Raw genomic sequence first — 19338 nt, forward strand, 5'->3', positions numbered from 1 at the left:
TTTAATTTTGAGACTCAAATCCAGGATTAACCTCCAATGATCTCTCCCCCATTAATATGTATTATCTGCCCCGTAATGTAACTGCTGTCCTCACTTGCAAGGAAAACATAGGCCGGGCCCACTTCACTTGGCTGGCCAGCACGTCCCATTGGGGTGTCCTGCCCAAAATCTGATATATCATCAAAGGTTGAGGGGATCAACGGGGTCCAGATAGGACCGGGAGCTACGCCGTTTACGCGTATATTCTTTTTTGCAAGCATTAAGGAGAGGGAGCGGGTAAAGGTGACAATAGCGCCCTTTGTACTGGAATAATCCAGCAAATGCTCGCTACCCCGGTAAGCGGTAACCGAAGTAGTATTAATTACAGTATCCCCCTTTTTCATTTTCTTAACCGCCTCACGTGCAATAAAAAAATAAGGAAAAATATTGGTTTCAAAGGTTTCCTTGATTTGTTTATTGGTAATATCCTCTATTTTATCCTTTGGAAATTGTACGGCTGCATTATTCACCAGGATATTTAGTTCTCCATATTCTTTAATACAATCCCCTACTATCTTTTTACAAAAGGCTTCTTTTTTAAGGTCACCCTGCAGGATGAGGCATTTCCCTCCCTCTTTAATCACCATTTTTTTTGTCTCCAAAGCATCTTTATCTTCATTAAGGTATACAATGGCAACGTTGGCTCCTTCTCTGGCATAATGTACCGCAACACTACGGCCAATGCCGCTGTCACCACCGGTGATGAGTGCAGTTTTCCCTTTTAGCTTTCCGCTGCCTTTGTAACCTTTTCGTATAATTTCGGGAGCCGGTTTCATTTTATGTTCATCTCCCGGCTGGGATTGTTGTTGTTTTGGAAATTTCTTTGGCTTTGCCATGAGTTTCATTTTTTTTGACTAAAGTAAAGTTAGGCAGCCTTCTCTTTAAAAAAATGTTAAGCAATGATAAGGTCTTCTAAACATTTATTCAATAAAGCTTATAAATCTCGGTACTATCAAATTAGATATATTTGCGGTATGACCAACTGGAATAAAATAGGACACCGCGGAGCCAAAGGCCACCTCGCAGAAAATACCCTGGAAAGTATAAGCCTGGCTGTAGAAATGGGTGTAGATGCTATAGAAATTGATGTTCATTGCTGCAGGACGGGAGAACTGGTGGTAATTCATGATTTCACGCTGGACCGCACCACTAATGGGGAGGGTGAGGTAGCAGGACATTCCCTGGAATATCTTAGATCCCTGCAGGTAGAAGCCAAATACAGAATTCCACTGCTTACAGAGGTGCTGGATCTTATTGAAGGTAAGTGCAGAATCAATATTGAACTAAAAGGCCTGAATACTGCGGAAGGCACCTGCAAAATTATAAATCAGTATGTAAAGGAAAGAAACTGGAGCTACAACGACTTTGTGGTTTCAAGTTTTCAAAAGAATGAATTATTTGTTGTGTTAAGTACAGATCCGGAAATTCACATAGGTGTCTTGAGCAAGGCAAGTATGACCGAAGCAATTGAACTGGGAAAAATGCTGAAAGCAAAAGCCATACATCCCTCTGTGGGAATCATCACCCGGCAGGGTGTAAAGGCGGCGCACAAGGCAGGTTTTAAAGTTTATGTTTGGACCGTAAATGACCGCGAAAGCATTGAACGAATGAAGGAATTTGGAGTTGACGGGATCATCTCTGATTTCCCTGAGTTGCTTTAAATTATTCTTTACCAAAAGAGAACAGAATGACAGGAAAGCCTGAACATCATTATGATATTATAATTATTGGAGGAGGGGCAGCTGGATTTTTTACTGCCATTAATGCTGCCGAAATGATGCCCGCTGCAAAGATCCTTATCCTTGAACGGGGAAAAGAAGTACTTACAAAGGTTCGGATTTCCGGAGGTGGTCGATGCAACGTAACTCATGCTGAATTTGTACCCAATGAACTTTCAAAAAATTATCCCCGTGGCGAAAAAGAATTAAGAGGGCCTTTTCACACTTTTATGACGGGTGATACTATTTCCTGGTTTGCCGAACGCGGCATTGAGCTCAAAATTGAAGAGGATGGCAGGATGTTCCCCGTCTCAGATTCTTCTGAAACAATCATAAATTGTTTTCTTACTGAAACCTCCCGGCTGGGAATAAAAGTCCTGAAAAATCATCCCGTGCGCGACCTTCAAAAGGCAGGGGAATTATGGAAAATTTTGACTGCCGATACAGATTTTACTGCAAAAAAAGTATTGGTAGCTACAGGCAGCAATCCCAAGATATGGGAAATTTTGAACAACCTGGGACATAGCATCGTGCCGGCCGTTCCTTCCCTGTTCACTTTTAATATTCAGGATGAAAGGATCAAAGACCTGCCCGGACTTTCTACCAGGGCTTCAATAAAAGTTGTGGGAGAAAAACTAAAGGGAGAAGGCCCTTTATTGATCACTCACTGGGGAATGAGCGGCCCCGCTATCTTAAAACTTTCGGCCTGGGGCGCACGCGAACTGAACGAACGCAGTTATAAATTCAGCATTATGGTAAACTGGTTACCCGGCTATTCTTCCGAAGAAATGACGGAAAGTTTAATGGAGCTGAAAATGGTACATCCCAAACAACAATGCGGCACATATGCCCAATTTGAGCTTCCCAAACGGCTGTGGCGCAACCTGGTGAAAGCCGCCTCAATAGATGAAACCACTATTTGGGCAAATCTCAACAAAAAACAACTGCAAAATTTAAGCAGGCAGCTTACCGAATGTGTTTTTAACGTGAATGGCAAGAGCACCTTTAAAGAGGAATTTGTTACCGCAGGTGGGCTGGCACTAAAAGAAGTGAATTTCAAGACCTTTGAAAGCAAGCTGCACAAAGACCTTTATTTTGCAGGGGAAGTACTTAATATTGATGCCATAACCGGAGGATTCAATTTTCAAAATGCCTGGACGGGAGGTTTTCTTGCTGCAAAAGCGATGGCTTCCGGCAATGCTTAATTAAGACGCCAGATCTCAAAATTTAATATCGCCGCAAAAAGCACCCAAACTGCATAAGGAATAAGCAAATAAGCGGCTGTATCACTCACTATTTTAAACCATTTAATGGTAAAAATAAGGATCACGAATAGGGCAACAATATCAAGCAGGGCCCAAAACGGTTCTTTTAAACCAAAGAACAAAATAGACCAGGCCCCATTTAGCAGCAGCTGAAACATAAAATGATAAAGCGCGGTCTTCACCCATTTGTGATAAAAACCCTTGCTCCAAACTATCCCGGCTGCTATACCCATTAAAACATATAACATTCCCCATACCGGTCCAAATATCCAGTCTGGCGGATTAAACCATGGCTTATTCAAGGTAGGGTACCAGTCGGTGATCCCCACCTGCGTTGCAAGGGAAGCCATAAACCCTATAAAAAGGCAAATTGCCAGGGCGAGAAAGATCTTTACAAATACGTTTAAAGACATTTTGCAACTGTTTAATCAATTAAAAGTAAGAATTTATTTGAAATACCAATTTAAACGCTGTGAACTAAAAAAGTATATTTGTTTAAAATTTTGAGCAGCATGCATTCAACAGATTTTATACCTCAGCCTTTTACCCGCGACGCTTCCCGTGGAAAGATAACATGGCAGGCACCCAGCAATATTGCACTGGTAAAATATTGGGGAAAAAAAGAGGACCAGATCCCCGCAAATCCCTCGGTAAGTTTTACCCTGGATACCAGCAGGACCACCACTACGCTCGAATATGCAAAAAAAGAGATTGCAGGAAGTGATGCAGATTTTGAACTGTATTTTGAAGGGAAAAAGAAGGAGGATTTTAAACCCAAGATCGAAACATTTTTTAAAAGGATACAAAAATATTGTCCTTATTTGACAGATTACCAATTTGTAATAAGCACAGAAAATTCTTTTCCACATAGCAGCGGGATTGCATCTTCGGCCAGTGGGATGAGTGCCCTGGCGCTTTGTGTGATGAGCCTTGAAAGAGAACTGAATCCCACCATGACAGAGGTCTTTTTCAATAAAAAAGCCTCATTTCTGGCAAGGCTGGGCTCCGGCAGCGCGTGCAGAAGTATTGAGGGAGACCTCGTGGTTTGGGGGGAACATAAAGAAATTAAGCAAAGCAGCGATCTTTATGGTATAAAATATCCGGGGGATGTTCACCCCGTTTTTAAAGGATTCCAGGATACTATCCTGCTGGTAGACAAAGGCACTAAACATGTGAGCAGTAGTGTGGGACATAATTTAATGCACGGGCATCCCTTTGCTGAAGCACGCTTTGCACAGGCCTATTCAAACCTTGACCTGTTGGAGAATATCTTTAAAACAGGAGATCTTAAGGCATTTATCGGGATCGTGGAAAGCGAGGCCTTAACCCTGCATGCTATGATGATGAGCAGCAGGCCTTATTTCATTCTTATGAAACCCAATACACTGAAGATAATCAACAAAATTTGGGAATTCAGGGAAACTACCGGGTTGCCGGTTTGCTTTACCCTGGACGCCGGGGCAAATGTGCACGTGCTTTACCCGGAAAAGGACAAGGGCATAATTTTTGAATTCATTAAGAATGAGTTAGTTGCGTATTGCGAAAATGAACAGTATCTTTGCGACCGTGTAGGAAAAGGTGCCACAAGAATAGACCAGGATTAAACTGCAGATATTAAAATTATCAGGCAGGTTAATTGCGGAGACATTAATTATTTTTTCCACATAAAAATACCGCGAAACACCGGTATTAAAGGCAAAATTAAAAGTTCAAGGGCTTTATTGCAAACCGTAAATAAACTCATTGAATGAAAAATTTTTGCCTAAATTAGCTAATGCTTAAAATAATATAATTAAAAAGAAGAACCGTTTATTCTTCAGTTTTTAATTGTTGCTATATAATATACCGTATGAAAGGACCTTTATTCTACTCAAAAATTTTACTCTTCGGGGAATACGGAATCATTAAGGATTCAAAAGGTTTATCAATACCCTATAATTTTTACAACGGGGCTTTAAAAGTTGATGAAAATCCTTCGGAAGAAGCGATTAGATCCAACCAAAGCCTGCAAAGGTTTGCATTGTATCTTAAGGAACTTCAGGAAAACAATCCCCAATTGGTGAAGTTTGACCTTGATACCCTGAATGCAGATATTGAAAGAGGCATGTATTTTGATTCCAGCATCCCGCAGGGATATGGAGTTGGAAGTAGTGGTGCCCTTGTAGCTGCAATTTATGATGAATATGCAAAAGAAAAGATCACAGTTCTTGAAAACCTAACCCGTGAAAAATTATTAAAGCTGAAAAAGATCTTTGGTGAAATGGAGTCTTTCTTCCACGGAAAATCCTCTGGTCTTGATCCTTTAAACAGTTATTTAAGCCTTCCTATCCTTATAAATTCCCAGGACAATATTGAGCCTGCCGGTATCCCATCTCAAACAGAAAACGGGAAAGGCGCAGTATTTCTATTAGATAGTGGCTCTATAGGGGAAACGGCTCCTATGGTAAATATCTTTATGGAGAATATGAAGCAGGAACCTTTTAGAAAAATGCTGAAAGAGCAATTTGTAAAACATACTGATGCCTGTGTAGATGACTTTTTACAGGGAGATGTGAAATCTCTTTTTGGGAACATTAAAAAGCTTTCTCACGTAGTACTTGACAACTTCAAGCCTATGATCCCTGCACAATTCCATAAACTATGGCAGCGCGGGATCGACACCAATGATTACTATTTAAAACTTTGCGGTTCCGGTGGGGGTGGATATATTCTTGGTTTCACTGAAGATATTGACAAAGCCAGACACGCTCTTAAAGATTATCGTTTAGAAATAGTTTACAATTTCTAGAACTCCCCAATTTTAATGGCGGCAGCTAAAAACAAACGTTTATTGCTAAAAATGCTGAGTTTGTTTTCGGTAGTGCGCGGCTATAATATTCTTATTTTAATATTGGCCCAGTATCTTACTTCGGCCTTCATTCTTGCACCTGATCTTCCATTGAGGAAGGTGATCTTTGATGACAATCTTTTCTTTTTAATCCTGTCTTCGGCAACGGTTATTGCATCGGGTTACATCATTAATAATTTTTACGATAGCGAAAAAGACCTTATAAACCGGCCAAAAAAAACAATGCTGGACAGGTTTGTGAGTCAGCGTACCAAACTCTCGGTATATTTTATACTTAATTTTGCCGCAATATTCTTTGCGAGTTATGTCTCCTTTCGCGCGGTAGTATTCTTTTCTATATATATTTTCGCGATCTGGTTTTATTCCCACCGCTTAAAACGCATCCTCTTCCTGGGAAATCTCGTGGCGAGCATCCTTACTATTGTACCGTTTTTTGTGGTCTTCATTTACTACAAGAATTTTGAGACCGTGATCTTTATTCACGCTACATTTTTATATTTAATGATCGTGATGAGGGAACTGGTAAAGGACCTGGAGAATTTAAAGGGGGACCTTATTCTCAATTACAAAACCCTTCCTGTGGTCTATGGAGAAAAATGGAGCAAGTTCTTCCTAATGGTTCTTACAGTGGTTTCAGTAGTGCCAATACTCCTGCTCATTACGAAATTTGAGATTGGTCAAATGGATTATTATTTCTATCTCTCCCTTATTTTACTGGTATTCTTTGTATTATTCCTCTATTTCAGCACAGCCAAATGGCAATATCTCTTACTTCACAATATTTTAAAGTTCATTATTGTTGCAGGGGTTTTCAGTATTCTTTTAATAGATCACGCCGATGTTTTTAACCGGGTTTTTTAACCTGAGTAGGCTGAAAATAATTTTAAAAATTGGCATTTTTCGGGAGATTTGAGGCTTACAAATCTTTAATTAATAACTTAGTAAGATCTTTAGCTATAAAGTATCTTTGCAAAAAATATAAATTATGAGTCGTAACGAGAAATCTTCAGGAAACAGATTCAAAGGAAGACCAGGTGGCGGAGAACGCAAGTACAACAACCCGGGCAGCGATGCCCCAAAAAAGAAACCTACCCGCCCCAAAACAGCGGCTTTTGATAAACCTGCGACCAAACCAGCTTCAAAAGAGGATGGAATGCGATTGAATAAATACATTGCAAACTCCGGAGCCTGTTCGCGACGGGATGCCGATATATATATCGCGGCAGGAAATGTTACCGTAAACGGAAAGTCTGTAACCGAAATGGGATACAAGGTAAAACCCGGCGATGAAGTTAAATTTGATGGTCACAAGGTAAATCCTGAAAAACCTGTTTATATACTTTTGAACAAACCCAGGGGTTTCTTTACCACGGGAAGTGTAGATAAAGGCTCAAAAACAGTGATGGACCTCATTGCAAATGCCACAAAAAGCAAGGTTGTACCAGTTGGAAAACTGGACAGGCAGGCCAGTGGTCTATTATTGTTTACCAATGACGGCACTCTGGAAAAACAACTTGGAAAACCAAAGAACGGGATACGCCAGATCTACCATGTGGAACTCACGAAACCGGTAGGCCAGGAAGACCTTGATAAACTAATGGCGGGGATAACCCTGGAAGACGGAAAAATTAAAGTTCAGGATGTTAGTTACATTGAAAACAGGCCAAAGAATGAAATTGGGCTGGAAACCAACAGCGTGAAACCACATGTGGTGCAGCGACTCTTCAAAAGCCTGGGTTATGAAGTAGAAAAACTTGACCGTGTTGTCTTTGGCGGTCTCACAAAAAAAGACCTGCCGCGTGGAAATTGGAGAGTGTTGACCAAACAGGAGGTCATCAATATTAAAATGTTATAAGCGGGGAAATTTATATTTTATATAAATCATTTTTTTATACTTTTGTTTGAGTTTTAAAGTGCAGGAACACATCAAATTGCACCCCGGGTAATTAATGAACAGATCCTTCTTTTAATAAAATAGTATTAGCTTGTTTTAAAGAATTTTAGCCGGTTGAATAACCTGATCTTTTTTACTGCCACGCCAACCTGGTGTTTATCTCCCGGAAGTTTTAAGGAATTCCTATATATACCCTTGCGCGCGGGTTATTTCAACATAATATATATCTTAACATTATTTTACCAGTCATTATTTTTGACGGCATCATATTATACCTAATTTTTCACCCTTTTAATTATAGAAACCCAAAGCATTGAATACTAAATACAGCGATCTAATAGACCAGACTTATTACTTTCCTCAGGAAGAGTTTAAGCTGGAAAACAATGAGTTACAATTTCATGATATAGATTTGATGGAATTGGTAGAGAAGTATGGGGCACCATTAAAATTCACCTATCTCCCTAAAATTTCTGAAAACATACACAGGGCAAAAACCTGGTTTAAAAATGCTATTGAAAAGCATAATTATAAAGGAGGTTATAATTATTGTTACTGTACCAAAAGCTCGCACTTTGAGCATATTTTAAATGAAGCTTTAAAGAATGATATTCATATAGAAACCTCTGCGGCATTCGATATTAATATAGTTCAGAAATTAAAGAAAACCGGGAAGATCACAAATGAAACTTATGTGATTTGCAATGGATTTAAAAGGGACCAATATATCACCAATATTGCCGATCTTATTAATAGCGGCCACAAGAATTGCATTCCTATTATAGACAATTACGAGGAAATAGACCTGCTTTCAGAAGAGATTAAAGGAAAATATAAAATAGGGATAAGAATAGCTTCTGAAGAGGAGCCAAAATTTGAATTCTATACTTCCAGGCTGGGAATTGGTTACAAGAACATTGTACCTTTTTACAATAAAAAAGTAAAGGAAAACGAGCAGGTAGAATTAAAAATGCTTCATTTCTTTATTAATACCGGGATCAAGGATAATTCCTATTACTGGAACGAATTAAATAAATGTCTCCAGGTATATATAGATCTTAAAAAACTGTGCCCTACCCTGGACAGCCTAAATATTGGCGGCGGTTTTCCTATTAAGAATTCCCTTCATTTTGAATATGATTACCAATATATGGTGGAGGAGATCATTAACCAGATAAAGTTAACCTGTGATGATGCCGGGGTGGATGTTCCAAATATTTTTACCGAATTTGGTTCTTTCACCGTGGGAGAAAGTGGGGGTGCCATATATGAGATCCTGTATCAAAAACAACAGAATGACAGGGAGAAATGGAATATGATAAATTCCTCTTTTATTACCACCCTGCCCGATACCTGGGCCATAAGCAAGAAATTTGTCATGCTGGCCATTAACCGGTGGAATGATGAGTATGAGCGTGTACTGTTAGGAGGCCTTACCTGTGACAGTGATGATTATTATAATTCTGAACAAAACACCAATGCCATCTACCTGCCTAAATACCGGAAAGACAAGCCGCTTTACATTGGCTTCTTTAATACCGGTGCTTACCAGGAAACTATTGGAGGTTTTGGGGGTTACAGCATTGTCTTATCCCACAACCCAAACAGATCTTAATAGACAAAGATGAGAACGGGAAACTTACTACCACCCTTTTCAGCGAGCAGCAAACCTCAGAGGACCTGTTGAAGATATTAGGTTACAGCCCAAACAGTTAATTAAAAAAAATTTATAACTTTAAGCCACATATTTTTTAATCAAAACATTTTAAAATCTAGTAATGAGCAAAAAGAATTACGCCGGGATACCAGACAAGTATGCACGTATAGACGAAGCAAAAGTGGTATTGATCACAGTTCCTTATGACGGAACCAGCTCCTGGCAAAAAGGCGCAGACAAAGGCCCTGATGCTTTCCTTGAAGCATCGGCAAATATGGAGCTCTTTGACATTGAAACCCGCACCGAAGTGTACAAAAAAGGAATTTACCTGGCGCCTCCGGTAACAGAGAATTCCTCTCCTGAAAAAATGGTTGAAGCGGTTCATAAGACCACAAAAAACTACATTAAACAAGAGAAATTTGTAACGATCTTTGGCGGGGAACATTCAGTATCAATAGGTACCATTCGTGCTTTTAACGAGTCTTTTGAAGACCTTACCGTAGTTCAAATTGATGCTCATGCAGATCTAAGACCTGAATATGAAGGTTCTAAATGCAACCATGCCTGTGCGGTTTATGAAGCCAGCAAAAAGACCAACCTTATCCAGGTAGGTATTCGTTCTATGGATATTTCAGAAATGGACCATATGGATGAAAATCAGGTGTATTTTGCTCACAACCTGTATGAAGATTGGATGGACGATGCCATAGGGCAGATGACACCCAATGTTTTCATTACAATAGATCTTGATGCTTTTGACCCATCTATCATGCCATCTACTGGAACACCCGAGCCGGGCGGACTTTTCTGGTATGAGACCCTGGAATTCCTGAAATTAATGTTCAAAAAGAAAAATGTGGTAGGATTTGATATAGTTGAACTATGTCCTAACGAAAATGAAAAGTCATCAGATTTTCTTGCCGCTAAATTATATTACAAAATGTTGAGCTATAAGTTCAAATATTTAAACCATAACCCAGACGAAGACGAAGATGAGTAAAGGAGCGATTTCCCAATTTATTGAAAAATATTATTTACACTTTAATGCCGCTGCCCTTGTAGATGCTGCCAAAGGATACGAAAAGCAATTACAGGACGGTTCCAAAATGCTGGTTTCCCTTGCGGGCGCCATGAGTACTGCAGAGCTTGGAAAGATCTTTGGCGAAATAATACGTCAGGATAAAGTCCAGATAATTTCCTGTACAGGTGCAAACCTGGAGGAAGATGTGATGAATCTTGTTGCGCATTCACATTATAAGAGAGTTCCAAATTACAGAGACCTTACCCCACAGGATGAGTGGGACCTGCTTGAAAAAGGCCTGAACCGGGTAACAGATACATGTATTCCCGAAGAAGAAGCTTTCAGGAGGATTCAGGAACATATTGTTAAGATCTGGAAAGATGCTGAAGCTGCAGGGGAACGTTATTTCCCCCATGAATTCATGTACAAATTATTACTTTCCGGCGCGCTGGAGGAATATTATGAAATAGACCTGAAGGATTCCTGGATGTATGCCGCAGCTGAGAAAAACCTTCCAATGGTAGTACCGGGATGGGAAGACAGCACCATGGGAAACATCTTTGCTTCCTATGTACTTAAAGGGGAACTGAAAGCCAGCACCATGAAATCGGGAATTGAATACATGACCTTTTTGGCCGACTGGTATACAGATAACAGCCAGAACGGAATTGGATTTTTCCAGATTGGTGGAGGAATTGCAGGAGACTTCCCAATATGTGTGGTACCAATGCTTTACCAGGATATGGAGAGGAGAGATACTCCCTTCTGGAGCTATTTCTGCCAGATTTCAGACTCAACCACCAGTTACGGATCATATTCCGGGGCGGTGCCAAATGAGAAGATCACCTGGGGAAAACTGGACATTAACACTCCAAAATATATAATTGAAAGCGATGCGACCATAGTTGCACCACTGGTTTTTGCATATCTTCTTGATATGTAATTTTTATAATTTTAATCAAAAAGGACTGTACTAATCACAGTCCTTTTTTTATTTTTAATTTCGTCATCTCAAAAGATTTCATACTAGCCCCCTCTTAATTATATGAGCAACTGGCTTATTTACAGTATAGGTTTTCTGGCCCAGCTCTTTTTTGCAGGAAGATTGATCACACAATGGTTACTTTCTGAAAGATCCAAAAAAGTAGAAACCCCTTCGCTCTTCTGGAAGCTTAGCCTATTGGGTTCGATTCTTATGTTCATGTACGGCTACTTTAGAGAAGATGTGGCTATTATGCTGGGACAGGTTATAATCTACATTGTTTATATAAGAAACCTTCAACTGCAGAATAAATGGACGGGAGAAAATTCCTTTTTAAAATTTATCTACATTGGAGTTCCACTACTTATAGGGTCTTACCTCATTTTTATTTCCAAACTCGATCTTAGCTACCTGGTGAGCAGTGAGAACATCGCTTCCTGGTTAATTTGGTTTGGGATCCTTGGCCAGGTAGTTTTTAATACCAGATTTTTTTATCAATGGCTTTATTCTGAAAAGAAGAAGGAATCAACGTTGCCCTTTGGGTTCTGGGTCCTAAGCCTTGCCGGTGCACTTCTAATTCTCGCTTACGGCCTTCTTAGAAATGACCCTGTGTTGATCGCCTCTCACTGTTTCGGGGGAATCGTGTACATAAGAAATATATTCCTGCTGAAAAATAATACCGTTTAGGTAAGCGGAATTTTACTTTCCGGCGACAACCATTTTCTTATTATTGGTGTTAACATAGATCTCCCTTACAAACCACAGCAGCACTACCACATATTCCATCGCGACCAGCCATAAATTCTCCTGAAATTCAGGATTGGAATAGGTGAAATAGCTCAGCATTACGAAGAAGGACCAAATAAGCACAAACCTGTAGCGGGTAAAAATTGATAGTAAGAGCGGAGTGACCAAATACCAGGGATGAACGGTGGTTGCGAGAAAAAAATAAACCGATATCCCCAGAAGCATTCCCGATATAAGCCGCTCTGTTGAGTTGTTTTTTCTGAAGAAGGTAAGTCCCAGCAAAATGGCCAAAACAATCAACGGCAGCACTTTCCCGGCCGTTTCTATGATGTTATAGCCTTTTACCTGAAAGCCCACCCATCTCACGAGGTAATAAAAGCTGGCGTTAAATTCAAATTTCTGAAACCAAAGCGCTAAACTGGCTCCAAAACTGCTGAAAAATGTAGGCGATAGAAAAGGCAGGAATCCAAGAATTACGGTTAATCCCACTATCAAATAATACCCAAATAATTTTTTAAAATCTGGTGATTGTACCCCCTTCTTTTCTTTTATAAAATAGCCAATAAGCAAGGGTAAAAACAACAGTGAAATTATTTTTAGCAGGACTGATGCGGCAAAAAGAATTGCACTTAAGATCCATTTCTTATGGTGCAACAGGTACAGGGACCACACGAGAAAGAACACCATTACCCCCTCAAAATGAAGATTGCCGGTAAGCTCTATGATCACCAGCGGGTTTAAAATATACCAGAAGATCCTGTGGCGGGGAAGTCCGAGTTTTTCAAGTAATTTTTTTCCAAAGTAAAGCACCCCAACATCTGCAGCTATAATTACCAACCTCATCACGATCACCGGCCCCAGTAAACCTTTCCCTGCGAAAGCGGCCAGAGCAAAGATCAATTGGTTAAGGGGTGGGTAATTGGTATAATTCCCGGCACTGAGTTTTCCCATTCCATAATACAATTCAGCTGCCTTTGATATGGGCGCGGTGCCCTGCTCAATAAGTTCCTGCGGTAAATATAAATAAGGGTTCCAACCTGCCAACAGCATTTTCCCGTCCCAGATAAACCTGTAAAAATCCTGGGAAAGCACAGGCTGTGCCCCAATAAAGATCAACCGGAAGAGGAGGGCAATGGAAGCGAGAAACCAAAAATTTACTTTCTCGAGCTGAATAAGTTTCCAGCTAACAAAAAAAAGCCCGGTATAAAGCGTGATTAATTTTACAAAATCTTCCCTTTCCAGACTGTATCCAAAAGAACTGTAGAAAAGAAGTCCGGTAATTACCAGCAGCAAAGGGAATTTGTGTAGCCGGAGAAAATTACCCATTTGAAACAATCTTTGAATTAATCGACAATATTCATTTTCTTCAGCAGGAAGGAGGCATTCATATTTTGGCAGATCCCTTCTTTGAATTTATAATCAAAATGAAGTTCATCATTAATGATCTCGGCATCAAAATAGTGATTTTCCACCTGCGGTAGTTCTTCGGAAACCTCACAAAGGCTGAGATCGTGGGTTGCAATGATCCCGGTGGACTTTGATTTTACAAGTTTTTGAATAAATTTCCGCGAGCCAATTGCCTTATCTGTACTGTTAGTACCCTTCAGGATCTCATCAAGAATAATGAAGTATTTATCTGTCTTGATGGCTTCAACAATATATTGAAGGCGCTTTAATTCAGAAAGGAAATAAGAGGCATCATCTGTAAGCGAATCTGTAGTTCGCATACTGGTGATAAGCTTTATTGGAAAATATTCACAAGAAGTAGCGCAAACCGGTAAACCTACATTGGACATTACAATTTGGAGGGAAACCGTACGTAAGAAGGTGCTTTTCCCCGCCATATTTGCACCCGTAATAATGAAGAACTGCTCATTCCCTATTTCCAGATCATTGGAAACCCTTTTCCGGGGATCCAGCAGCGGGTGTGAAAGCTCTGTTGCACTTATAACCGGACCTGAAGTCGTGATCTCCGGGAAAATATAATCTGGATGATTGAAACCAAAATTTCCAAAGCTGTTATACGCATCAATGAATTCTATCACTTCAAACCAATTCTTCACGTGCTGCCTGTTTTCAATGATCCATTTTTCGAGTTTATAGGACTGCCGGAGATCCCACAGCATAAACCCGTTTAGCAACCCCCCCACCAAAAAATTATTTCGCTGTTCCAGGGAATCAATAGCCCTGGAGAATTTTTTTGAGAGCTTAGAGGAATTTCCGGAAGCCGAAGCTATTAGAGATCTTTTATTCTTTAAAATTTCAGAAGAAAATTCAGTTTTTTCAATAAGGGCAAGCAGTTGGTGGTATTGGTGAAAGGTATCCTGCACCTTGTTAACACTGCCGGAAAGCATATTTACCTTTTTAAAATACACCCCGGTATATAAAATCCCTACCAGGAACCATAGAAATAACTGAAGCCCGGTTAAATAATCAAATGCATAGCCAAGAACGGCAAGCAGAGATATTGCTGAAAAGACCCAGGGCAACCATCTCATATAAGATGGAATAAACTTCATATACCCTTTAAACCAGGAGAGCACCTGTTTTGAGGGAGTTTCGGTTTTAACTAATCCCGCAATGGCAGTAAACTCCTGCCGCCATTTCACCATTCCAATAAGTTCCTTTATAGCTGCCTGTTTTTTTTCAATATCTGTTATGGAATTCTCAGATAAAAAATTAGCTAGTTTTAAAGTCCCTCCTCGCAGGGCGGTTCGGTTCAAATACTGAAAGAAAGAGCCTTCTCCAAAAAGATCAATATCCTGGCTAAAAGGATGTTTTGGATCTTTGAATTCTTCCCCGGACGGAAGGTGTGAAAACTCACCCTTCAACACCAAGAGCTCCGTCTCATAAAGATTAACAAGCTTTTGGATCTTGTCCCGCTTGTATTTAAGATCTGTATGCCGGGAAACGAGAAATAAAAATATTGCAATACCCAGCAATGCGATAACGGCAACTATTCTAAATTCATCAATAAAATAATAGATCCCGTACGCGCTTAAAAGGAAAACAACAAGCCGTATAAAACTGGAAATATTAAGGCGCTTATTGGCTTCCTGCAACAGGAAATTCTGGTTTTCTTTCTCTTTTTTATAAAATTCCTGTGGCGTCATTTAATTATTTCTTTTTCAAAGATCCTGAAGTTCTTTTTGCAATTTTTTAGTCAAACCCAATACTACCAAGTCATAAGAATGATCTATAAGTTCAAAGATAAAGGAATTGGATAAGCGGCCATCCAGAATTAGTGTATTCCAGAGTTTCTTATTCATATGATACCCGGGAAATATATTATCGGGATATTCTTCTCTAAGTGAGATCGCCTTTTCGGGATCGCATTTAAGGTTCACCCGTAGTGGCACCTCATCAAGACTTGCTATAGTAAACATCTTCCCCATTACTTTTAAAACGAGATCATCTGGTCCAAAGGGAAGGCCTTCGGTTACTCCCTTTTTTTCAAGACAGTAATCCCTGAATGTTTCAATATTCATTTCTTAAATTTTTAATGAGGGATTTTAAATACTTTAAAGAGCTAAGAAACTTAGTGCAATTTAGGCTGGTCCTTAACATCTGTTTCCAAAGCAGAATAATCCAGTTTCCAACCTATGGTTTCTACGATCTTTTCAATAAGCAAAACGGTAGAAAATGCTTCATTCCTGGCTTTTTCCAGAAGGCCGCTTTGGGGGATCTTATCAACAATATGTTTTTTGGCATCGCGGTTTATATCAGTCAGATCTGAGGTTGTAAAAGGATTTGCCCAACCTTCCCTCTTGTCATAATATTTAAAATCTGTTTCTACTGTAAGCAGTTCGGGCTCGGGAAAATTGGTGAGAAAGATCTTTTTATTCTGGTTATCGCTGGACATCCTTATTTTACTAAGGTCAAAACCAACGTGGGCGCGCGCCGTGATAAGCACTATGGCTTTTTTCTTTCCCAAAAGCAAACTCACATATTTCTCCTTGAGATTCTCATAATGGTAGATCTCAGAGAAATCTCCCTCTACGCTTATAAATTTACAAACGCTTTTTATCTTATCCATCAGGATCACAGATTGCTCATCTGCCCGCTCCCTGCTGCGATGTTTATTAAAACGTGCAAAAATAAAATAAGCCAGGATTGCGCCTGCCGCAAGTCCTATAAAAAGATATTCCATACTCAAATATAAAGAAAACCTGTCTTAAAATTAACTTTTGAAACGCGTGCTTTTTTTTAACCCACGATGTTTACAATCTTTCCCGGAACAATGATCACCTTTTTAGGGGCACGGCCTTCCAGTTGTTTTTGAGTGCGCTCATCCTGCATCACCGCTTTTTCGATCTCATCTTTGTTCAGCTCAAGAGACAACTCTATTGTGAACCGCATTTTACCGTTAAATGAAACCGGATAAAGTTTGGTGCTCTCCACAAGGTATTTCTCTTCAAAAACAGGATAGGCAGCGGTAGATACAGATTCTGTATGTCCCAGTTTTTGCCATAACTCCTCGGCGATATGCGGGGCGTAAGGCGCTAATAATATTACCAACGGCTCCAGGATCTCCCGGTTATCACATTTTTGGGCCATTAATTCATTCACACAAATCATGAAGGTGGAAACAGAGGTATTAAAGCTGAAAGCCTCAATATCTTCAGTTACTTTTTTGATGGTTTTGTGTAAGGTTTTTAATGGTTCTCCCAGACCCTGAGAGGTAGCGAAATCGCTAACATGGAAAGATCCGTTTGGCCCGGAATGGTAAAGTTTCCAGAATTTTTTAAGGAAACTGTGTACCCCGGTGATCCCGGCGGTATTCCATGGTTTTGCCTGTTCCAGCGGACCAAGGAACATCTCATACATTCGCAAAGTATCTGCACCGTATTGCTCACAGATCTCATCTGGATTTACCACATTGTATTTGGACTTGGACATTTTTTCCACTTCGCGGCCTACGATGAAAGCTCCGTTTTCCATTATGAATTGAGCATTCTCAAATTCAGGACGCCATTTTTTGAAGGCTTCAATATCCAGTTCATCTGAAAAGTTTACAAGGGAAACATCTGCATGAACAGGTTGCACCTTCTTTCCATCGGTCAAATTTTTTGAAACCAAGGTGTTTTCCCCTTCAATCCTGTACACAAAAGCACTTTGTCCCAGGATCATCCCCTGGTTGATCAGTTTTTTGAAAGGCTCTTCTACAGATACAAAACCACGATCGTACAGAAATTTTGTCCAGAATCTTGAATATAATAAATGCCCGGTAGCATGCTCACTTCCTCCAATGTACAGGTCTACATTTTCCCAGTATTCCTGTGCTTCCTTAGATACAAATTCCTCTTTGTTATGTGCATCCATGTACCTGAACCAGTACCAGGAACTCCCGGCCCAGCCGGGCATGGTGTTGAGTTCAAGGCCCCCTCCGCCCCCATTGGGGGAACTTTCAAATTCCTCTTTAGAAACTACCTCCTTCTTTTCATTATCCCAATACCATTTTTCTGCCCTTCCAAGAGGCGGTTCCCCTTCTTCAGTAGGAAGGTATTTTTCTACGTCGGGTAAGCGTAGGGGTAAATGTTCTTTATCTATCATTTGCGGAAGTCCGTTCACATAATAAACGGGAAATGGTTCTCCCCAGTAACGCTGGCGGGAGAAAACCGCATCGCGAAGGCGATAGTTGGTCTTTCCACTTCCTAAACCAATTTTTTCAAGTTCCTCAATTGCTTTGGCCAGTGCCTCCTTGTAGGGAAGTCCGCTTAAGAAATCGGAATTTGCTATTATGCAACCTTCCTTGCCTGAAAATGCCTCTTCCGAAATATCTACATTTTCAAAAATGTTCTTAATAGGAATATTGAAGTGTTTTGCAAAATCATAATCCCGCTGGTCACCACAGGGAACAGCCATAACAGCACCCGTACCGTAACCGGCAAGCACGTAATCTCCAATCCAAATGGGCACCGGTTCTTTTGTAAAAGGATGCTCGGCATAGGCACCGGTGAAAACCCCGGTAATGGTCTTAACATCGGCCATTCGTTCCCGCTCACTGCGCTTTGCGCTTGCTTTCACATAAGCCTCCACTTCCTCACGTTGCTCATCTGTAGTGATCTTTGCAACAAGATCATGCTCCGGTGCCAGGGTCATGAACGTAACTCCGAATATAGTGTCGGGTCTTGTTGTAAAAACACCAATGTTGAATTTTGAATTTTGAATTTTAAATTTTACATGAGCTCCTACCGACTTCCCAATCCAGTTGCGCTGACTCTCTTTTAAACTTTCGGTCCAGTCAATTTTGTCGAGGTCTGCCCGTAGTCGCTCGGCATAGGCAGAGATGCGCATGCTCCATTGTGTCATTTTCTTTCGCACCACGGGATACCCGCCGCGTTCTGACACCCCGTTCACAATTTCATCATTAGCAAGCACAGTGCCCAGCTGCGGGCACCAGTTCACTTCAGTTTCAGCCAAATATGTGAGCCTGTATTTTAATAATATTTTTTGTTGCTCTTCTGAAGAATAAGAATTCCAGTCACTTGCTGAAAAAGCCGGAATTTCATCATCGCACGCAGCTTTCACGGTAGGATTCCCTTCCGCAGAAAAAATCGCGGTTAACTCTGAAATTGGCCGGGCTTTATCGGCCGCGATATCATACCAGGAATCAAACAGCTGAATGAAGATCCACTGGGTCCACTTATAATAATCTGGTTCGCTGGTGCGCACCTCACGGCTCCAGTCAAATGAGAAACCTATTTTATCGAGCTGTTCCCGGTAGCGGGTAATATTTTCCTGGGTAGTAAGTGCAGGATGCTGCCCGGTTTGTATGGCATATTGCTCTGCAGGCAACCCAAAACTATCATATCCCTGTGGGTGTAAAACATTAAAACCCTTGTGCCTTTTGTAGCGCGCATAGATATCACTGGCTATATATCCCAGGGGATGCCCTACGTGCAATCCTGCGCCGGAAGGATACGGGAACATATCCAGCACATAAAATTTCTCCTTATCGGAAGAATTGGAGGCTTTAAAAGTTTGATTACCGGCCCAGTATTTTTGCCACTTTGCTTCAATCTCGTTAAAATGGTAACTCATTTTGAAAATGTATTTGGATTGCTGAAGTTCTTCAGCTTAAAGTAATTGCAATTATATCCTAAAACAGAGGATATGCGCGCAAAAATACGTTTAATGTACGAAAGTGAAAAGTTTGAACGTTTT

At 40.4% G+C, this 19338-nt stretch carries 16 protein-coding genes and 1 pseudogene; 10 read left to right on the forward strand and 7 right to left on the reverse strand.

The genetic code is table 11. The features are described 5' to 3' along the window. Positions 1-26: 26 nt before the first annotated feature. On the reverse strand, positions 27-875 hold the full coding sequence (locus FK178_RS11115) for an SDR family oxidoreductase (RefSeq protein ID WP_146834931.1): 849 nt from the start codon (positions 873-875) through the stop codon (positions 27-29). Positions 876-1013: 138 nt separating this feature from the next. Here FK178_RS11115 and FK178_RS11120 point away from each other — a divergent pair, with 138 nt between their 5' ends. Beyond that, complete coding sequence (locus FK178_RS11120) at positions 1014-1700, forward strand: glycerophosphodiester phosphodiesterase (protein WP_146834934.1); 687 nt, start codon at positions 1014-1016, stop codon at positions 1698-1700. A 26-nt stretch (positions 1701-1726) separates the two neighbouring features. After that, positions 1727-2962 carry a BaiN/RdsA family NAD(P)/FAD-dependent oxidoreductase gene (locus FK178_RS11125; protein ID WP_146834937.1) on the forward strand — a complete coding sequence of 412 codons (1236 nt, stop codon included), beginning with the start codon at positions 1727-1729 and terminating at the stop codon, positions 2960-2962. On the opposite strand, the gene FK178_RS11130 is transcribed toward FK178_RS11125, so the two are convergent. Further along, on the reverse strand, positions 2959-3435 hold the full coding sequence (locus FK178_RS11130) for a TspO/MBR family protein (protein WP_146834940.1): 477 nt from the start codon (positions 3433-3435) through the stop codon (positions 2959-2961). The two genes, FK178_RS11125 and FK178_RS11130, sit on opposite strands and share 4 nt — an antisense overlap. Before the next feature lie 99 nt (positions 3436-3534). On the opposite strand from FK178_RS11130, the gene FK178_RS11135 reads away from it, so the two are divergent. From FK178_RS11135 to FK178_RS11170, 8 genes and pseudogenes are all read left to right on the forward strand, one after another. Then, positions 3535-4626: a diphosphomevalonate/mevalonate 3,5-bisphosphate decarboxylase family protein gene (locus FK178_RS11135; protein WP_146834943.1), complete on the forward strand. Its 1092-nt coding sequence runs from the start codon at positions 3535-3537 to the stop codon at positions 4624-4626. Between the two features lie 245 nt (positions 4627-4871). After that, complete coding sequence (locus FK178_RS11140) at positions 4872-5810, forward strand: mevalonate kinase family protein (protein WP_146834946.1); 939 nt, start codon at positions 4872-4874, stop codon at positions 5808-5810. A 15-nt stretch (positions 5811-5825) separates the two neighbouring features. Further along, the gene (locus FK178_RS11145; RefSeq protein WP_146834949.1) at positions 5826-6731 is read left to right on the forward strand and encodes a geranylgeranylglycerol-phosphate geranylgeranyltransferase; all 906 of its coding nucleotides are present in this window, start codon (positions 5826-5828) and stop codon (positions 6729-6731) included. Positions 6732-6855: 124 nt separating this feature from the next. Continuing rightward, the gene (locus FK178_RS11150) at positions 6856-7725 is read left to right on the forward strand and encodes a pseudouridine synthase (protein ID WP_146834952.1); all 870 of its coding nucleotides are present in this window, start codon (positions 6856-6858) and stop codon (positions 7723-7725) included. Positions 7726-8077: 352 nt separating this feature from the next. Then, a pseudogene (locus tag FK178_RS11155) lies at positions 8078-9480 on the forward strand (arginine decarboxylase). A 62-nt stretch (positions 9481-9542) separates the two neighbouring features. Next, positions 9543-10421, forward strand: a complete 879-nt coding sequence (speB, locus tag FK178_RS11160) for an agmatinase (RefSeq protein WP_146834954.1) — start codon at positions 9543-9545, stop codon at positions 10419-10421. Beyond that, a complete protein-coding gene (locus tag FK178_RS11165; RefSeq protein WP_146834957.1) occupies positions 10414-11385 on the forward strand; it encodes a deoxyhypusine synthase family protein in 972 nt (323 codons plus the stop codon). Before speB ends, FK178_RS11165 begins: the two co-directional genes overlap by 8 nt. 102 nt (positions 11386-11487) lie before the next feature. Next, a complete protein-coding gene (locus FK178_RS11170) occupies positions 11488-12111 on the forward strand; it encodes a lipid-A-disaccharide synthase N-terminal domain-containing protein (RefSeq protein ID WP_146834960.1) in 624 nt (207 codons plus the stop codon). A gap of 12 nt (positions 12112-12123) precedes the next feature. Here FK178_RS11170 and FK178_RS11175 read toward each other — a convergent pair whose 3' ends face one another. The 5 genes from FK178_RS11175 to leuS are packed head-to-tail and all read right to left on the reverse strand — an operon-like array spanning position 12124 to position 19215. Beyond that, complete coding sequence (locus tag FK178_RS11175; protein ID WP_146834962.1) at positions 12124-13497, reverse strand: mannosyltransferase; 1374 nt, start codon at positions 13495-13497, stop codon at positions 12124-12126. Positions 13498-13514: 17 nt separating this feature from the next. Next, complete coding sequence (locus FK178_RS11180; protein WP_146834965.1) at positions 13515-15284, reverse strand: MutS-related protein; 1770 nt, start codon at positions 15282-15284, stop codon at positions 13515-13517. A 15-nt stretch (positions 15285-15299) separates the two neighbouring features. Continuing rightward, complete coding sequence (locus FK178_RS11185; protein WP_146834968.1) at positions 15300-15659, reverse strand: MmcQ/YjbR family DNA-binding protein; 360 nt, start codon at positions 15657-15659, stop codon at positions 15300-15302. A 50-nt stretch (positions 15660-15709) separates the two neighbouring features. Continuing rightward, a complete protein-coding gene (locus FK178_RS11190) occupies positions 15710-16321 on the reverse strand; it encodes a DUF4230 domain-containing protein (RefSeq protein WP_146834971.1) in 612 nt (203 codons plus the stop codon). A gap of 56 nt (positions 16322-16377) precedes the next feature. Continuing rightward, positions 16378-19215, reverse strand: coding sequence for a leucine--tRNA ligase (gene leuS, locus FK178_RS11195; protein ID WP_146834973.1), 2838 nt, complete (start codon positions 19213-19215; stop codon positions 16378-16380). Positions 19216-19338 lie beyond the last annotated feature (123 nt).

This window comes from Antarcticibacterium arcticum, from assembly GCF_007993795.1.
GTDB classification, from domain to species: Bacteria; Bacteroidota; Bacteroidia; order Flavobacteriales; family Flavobacteriaceae; genus Gillisia; species Gillisia arctica.

Coding starts and splice junctions, on each gene's coding strand:
- FK178_RS11120 (WP_146834934.1), top strand. CDS start 1,014: ATGACCAACTGGAATAAAATAGGACACCGCGGAGCCAAAGGCCACCTC.
- FK178_RS11145 (WP_146834949.1), top strand. CDS start 5,826: ATGGCGGCAGCTAAAAACAAACGTTTATTGCTAAAAATGCTGAGTTTG.
- FK178_RS11180 (WP_146834965.1), bottom strand. CDS start 15,284: ATGACGCCACAGGAATTTTATAAAAAAGAGAAAGAAAACCAGAATTTC.
- FK178_RS11130 (WP_146834940.1), bottom strand. CDS start 3,435: ATGTCTTTAAACGTATTTGTAAAGATCTTTCTCGCCCTGGCAATTTGC.
- FK178_RS11125 (WP_146834937.1), top strand. CDS start 1,727: ATGACAGGAAAGCCTGAACATCATTATGATATTATAATTATTGGAGGA.
- FK178_RS11170 (WP_146834960.1), top strand. CDS start 11,488: ATGAGCAACTGGCTTATTTACAGTATAGGTTTTCTGGCCCAGCTCTTT.
- FK178_RS11190 (WP_146834971.1), bottom strand. CDS start 16,321: ATGGAATATCTTTTTATAGGACTTGCGGCAGGCGCAATCCTGGCTTAT.
- leuS (WP_146834973.1), bottom strand. CDS start 19,215: ATGAGTTACCATTTTAACGAGATTGAAGCAAAGTGGCAAAAATACTGG.
- FK178_RS11165 (WP_146834957.1), top strand. CDS start 10,414: ATGAGTAAAGGAGCGATTTCCCAATTTATTGAAAAATATTATTTACAC.
- speB (WP_146834954.1), top strand. CDS start 9,543: ATGAGCAAAAAGAATTACGCCGGGATACCAGACAAGTATGCACGTATA.
- FK178_RS11185 (WP_146834968.1), bottom strand. CDS start 15,659: ATGAATATTGAAACATTCAGGGATTACTGTCTTGAAAAAAAGGGAGTA.
- FK178_RS11135 (WP_146834943.1), top strand. CDS start 3,535: ATGCATTCAACAGATTTTATACCTCAGCCTTTTACCCGCGACGCTTCC.
- FK178_RS11140 (WP_146834946.1), top strand. CDS start 4,872: ATGAAAGGACCTTTATTCTACTCAAAAATTTTACTCTTCGGGGAATAC.
- FK178_RS11175 (WP_146834962.1), bottom strand. CDS start 13,497: ATGGGTAATTTTCTCCGGCTACACAAATTCCCTTTGCTGCTGGTAATT.
- FK178_RS11150 (WP_146834952.1), top strand. CDS start 6,856: ATGAGTCGTAACGAGAAATCTTCAGGAAACAGATTCAAAGGAAGACCA.
- FK178_RS11115 (WP_146834931.1), bottom strand. CDS start 875: ATGGCAAAGCCAAAGAAATTTCCAAAACAACAACAATCCCAGCCGGGA.